General features: G+C 70.3%; 5 protein-coding genes. 3 read left to right on the top strand and 2 right to left on the bottom strand.

Annotation, left to right across the window (positions count from 1 at the left end; genetic code table 11):
* Positions 1 to 689 (top strand): DUF1906 domain-containing protein (locus G6019_RS05695; RefSeq protein ID WP_182627181.1); only part of this gene is annotated, 689 nt, incomplete at its 5' end.
* Positions 690 to 788: 99 nt separating this feature from the next.
* Here the strand turns inward: G6019_RS05695 and G6019_RS05690 are convergent.
* Complete coding sequence (locus tag G6019_RS05690; protein WP_107757613.1) at positions 789 to 1,112, bottom strand: putative quinol monooxygenase; 324 nt, start codon at positions 1,110 to 1,112, stop codon at positions 789 to 791.
* Between the two features lie 118 nt (positions 1,113 to 1,230).
* Between G6019_RS05690 and G6019_RS05685 the strand changes: the two genes are divergently transcribed.
* Both G6019_RS05685 and G6019_RS05680 read left to right on the top strand, forming a co-directional pair.
* On the top strand, positions 1,231 to 2,073 hold the full coding sequence (locus tag G6019_RS05685; protein WP_107757612.1) for a serine O-acetyltransferase: 843 nt from the start codon (positions 1,231 to 1,233) through the stop codon (positions 2,071 to 2,073).
* A 47-nt stretch (positions 2,074 to 2,120) separates the two neighbouring features.
* Entirely contained in the window at positions 2,121 to 2,813 is a 693-nt protein-coding gene (locus G6019_RS05680) for a response regulator transcription factor (protein WP_107757611.1), read from the top strand.
* Positions 2,814 to 2,843: 30 nt separating this feature from the next.
* On the opposite strand, the gene G6019_RS05675 is transcribed toward G6019_RS05680, so the two are convergent.
* Positions 2,844 to 3,658, bottom strand: an 815-nt coding sequence (locus tag G6019_RS05675) for an ABC transporter permease (RefSeq protein ID WP_182627179.1), incomplete at its 5' end; no start/stop codon positions are given.

Raw genomic sequence — 3,658 nt, 5'->3', positions numbered from 1 at the left:
CCGGTGCGGGCGCAGGGGTCCCGATCGGCACCCTGCTGGACTACGCGTCGGGCCCGCCGTCGGCCGCGTCCGTCCGGGCGGCCGGTCACATGGGCGCGGTGCGGTACTGCTCGAACCGCCGTCCCGGGGCCGAGTGGATGACCGGCAAGCCGCTCCTGCGTCGTGAGGTCGACGACTTCCGGGCGCACGGACTCAACATGGTCTCCTGTTACCAGTTCGGCAGGGACACCACGGCCGACTGGAAGGAGGGCGCCGCGGGCGGCGACCGCCACGCCCCGATCGGACTCGGTATCCACCGGTCGGCGGGCGGACCCAGCGGTGTGCCCATGTACGTGGCCATCGACGACAACCCCACCCGGTGGCAGTTCGACAACCAGATCGCCCCGTACCTCGAGCGCTGGCGCGTCCACCTGCACGGTGCGGGGATGAAACTCGGCGTGTACGCCAACGCCCCGACCATCGACTGGTGCCGCCAGCGTGGACTGGGCCAGTACTTCTGGCAGCACGACTGGGGCTCCGGGGGGCGCCTCAACCCCAGCGCCACGATTCATCAGCTCCCGATCCGCCAGCAGGTGACGGTCGGGGGTGTGGTCTCGGACCTCAACCGCGTCTACGCGATCGACTACGGCCAGTGGTGGCCGACGGACCCGGCCGCCCTCCTCGGCGCCGCACTGGGCAGCGTGGGCTGAGTCCACTCGCACCACGGCCCACTCGCACCACGGCCCGCTCTCACCACGGCCCGGTCGCAGCGCACGCCCGGCCGGGCGGCGGGTCGCCACCCGGTCCGGCTAGTCGACGGTGATCTCGCCCATCGTCCCCCACTGCTCGCCCTCGGCCGTCGTGTTGATGATCCGCGGGGTGCGCTGGAGATACCGCGCTGCGGAGCCGGTGAACTCCGTGAAGTGGGACGACCCGACGTGTTCGGCGGGAGCGTCCCCGTCCCGGAACGCCTCGCAGAGCAGGAAGGTGGTCGGGGCGTCGGGCGAGCGGTACCAGTCGAACCACAGGTTGCCGGGTTCGGCCCTGGTGGCCTCGGTGAAGTCACGGGTGATCTCGAGCCACGAGTCGGCGTACTCGGGCTTGACGTCGAATACCACGTTGATGAGCATCATGACCCCATCCTGCCCGAGACGGCGGGACCGGTGCGACCGGCGTCGGGTGCCGTGCGTGCCGTACCGGATCGGCGAGGTGACTCGACCAGCAGAGCGGAACGGGCCTACCCTGTACCGGGTGACCATCGAGCTGAGCATCGAGAACCCCTGCGTCCCGCAGACGGAAGCCGACGCCTCCGTCCGTGCCGTGTGGGATCGGTTGTCCGTGGACGCCACGCAGAGCCGCGACGAGCCCCTCATCGCGGGGCTCGTCCTGGATCTGGTCGACGGGTGCGACGATCTGGGGGAATCCCTCGCTCGGCTCGCGGCCTCGCGGATCGCGACCCCCGAGATCGGCCGGCACGTCCTGGAGAAGGAGATCCGGGCGGTCCTGGTCGACCATCCGCACGTGCTGGAGGCGGTCGCCGCGGATCTCGTGGTGAGCTTCGAGCGCAACCCGGCCTATCCCAACTACCTGGTGCCCTACCTGTTCGCCAAGGGTTTCCTCGGGCTGCAGATCCACCGTGTCGCGCACGAGATGTGGAGGTCGGGACGGGTGATGGCGGCCTCGTTCCTCCAGAGTCGGGTCTCCGAGGTCTTCGCCATGGACATCCATCCGGCGGCGCGCGTGGGCTCCGGGATCCTGGTGGACCACGCCACCGGCATCGTCGTGGGCGAGACCTGCGTGATCGGTGACGGCGTCTCGATCCTCCAGGGGGTCACGCTCGGGGGGACCGGCAACGAGGACGGAGACCGCCACCCCAAGATCGGCTCGGGAGTGCTGCTGTCGGCCGGGTCCATCGTGTTGGGCAACGTGCACGTGGGCGACTGCTCGCGGGTGGCCGCCGGATCGGTGGTGCTGGACCGGGTGCCGCCGCACACGACCGTCGCCGGGGTGCCGGCCAAGGTGGTCCGGCGTCATGCGGATTCGTTGGTCCCCGCCGACCAGATGGACCACGACATCGACCCGGCCGCCGAGTAGGCGTCGCGGTCCACTCGGGCGAACGGGATTCGGGCGGAGGGCACTGCATGCGGGTACTCGTGGTCGACGACGAACCGGCGCTCCTCGAGAGCGTCCGGCGTGGGCTCGCCGCCGGGGGATGGGCGGTCGAGACGGCCCCGGACGGGGAGACCGGCCTCGAGATGGCCTCCGAGGGCGACTTCGACGTGGTGGTCCTCGACATCATGATGCCGCGGCGCAGTGGCTACGAGGTGGTGCGCGAGATGCGTCGCCGCGAGATCTGGACCCCCGTGCTCATGCTCACCGCCAAGGACGGGGAGTACGACGAGGCGGACGCGTTCGACCTGGGCGCCGACGACTACCTGGTCAAACCGTTCTCGTTCGTCGTCCTGGAGGCCAGGCTCAGGGCGCTGGTCAGGCGAGGGGCCCCCGAGCGGCCCGTCTCGTTCGTCGCAGGTGACCTCGAGGTCGATCCCGCCGCACGGGAGGTGCGTCGGGGCCCCGAGCGGATACCGGTGACGGCGCGGGAGTACGCGGTGCTGGAGTACCTCATCCGGAACCGGAACCAGGTCGTGTCCAAGCCCCAGATCCTGCGGGCGGTGTGGGATGCCGCGTACGACGGCGACGACAACATCGTGGAGGTCTACGTGGGGTATCTCCGCCGGAAGATCGACACCCCCTTCGGCGCCCGATCGATCGAGACCGTGCGCGGGCAGGGTTATCGACTGGTGGACAGCGCGGTGGCGGGGGCCGAGGGCTGACCGCCCCCGGCCCCCGGCCCCCGGCCCTGATTACTCGGTCAGCGCCAGCGCCTGGCGGTAGGTCAACTTGCCGCCGGTCTGCATGATCGACCGCCGGTAGACCCGTTCCGCGACCACCATCACGGCCCCGGCGGCGATCAGGGTGATCACCGCGGCGATGACCGGCTCCCACCAGTGGGCCGTCCCCTCGACCAGACGGATCGGCATCGTCACGGTCGACATGATCGGCACGTACGAGCCGATCACCTGCCACGTGCCCTGGAGGAACAGTCCCGCGAAGGACGCGATCATGATGAGGGTGAGCAGGGGGGATGAGGTGGACTGGACGTCCTCCGCCCGGGTGGCCAGCGCCCCGGCGACGGCGAACAGGCAGGCCAGTGCCACGAAGCCGATCACGAACAGCACCAGGTACCAGCCCGCGGCGCCGGCTACGGAGGGCAGGAGTGCCGAGTAGTCGGTGAACGTCAGACCGATCAGTCCGATGGCCACGAAGATCGCCATCTGCCCCAGTGCGAGCGCCGTGGCGCCGACGACCTTGCCGACGAGCAGTTGGCGCAACGGGATGGCGGCGGCGAGGATCTCGACGATCCTCGACTGCTTCTCCTCCACGACACTGTTGGCGATGGCGTAACCGAAGAGGATCGCGGCCATGTAGAAGAGGAAGACGAAGACGAACCCGGCGACGAGCTGGACGCCCTCGTTCGCCGCCCCGTCCGGGTCGAGCAGTCGTTCCTCGACGACGGACCCGGCGGTCAGCTCGGAGACGGTGGCGCCCACGGCCGCCGCGTTGCGCTCGAGCGCGTCGGCGGCGACCACGGAACCCACCGCGGCGGCGATGCCGGGGT

This window comes from Dietzia sp. DQ12-76 (assembly GCF_014145045.1).
Taxonomy (GTDB): Bacteria; Actinomycetota; Actinomycetes; order Mycobacteriales; family Mycobacteriaceae; genus Dietzia.
The sequence above is the reverse complement of the archived record's forward strand: the minus strand, read 5'-3'. Positions and strand labels throughout refer to the sequence as shown.

Bases quoted from the DNA above. Each gene is read 5' to 3' on its own strand.
- G6019_RS05680 (WP_107757611.1), top strand. From the start codon at position 2,121: ATGCGGGTACTCGTGGTCGACGACGAACCGGCGCTCCTCGAGAGCGTC.
- G6019_RS05690 (WP_107757613.1), bottom strand. From the start codon at position 1,112: ATGATGCTCATCAACGTGGTATTCGACGTCAAGCCCGAGTACGCCGAC.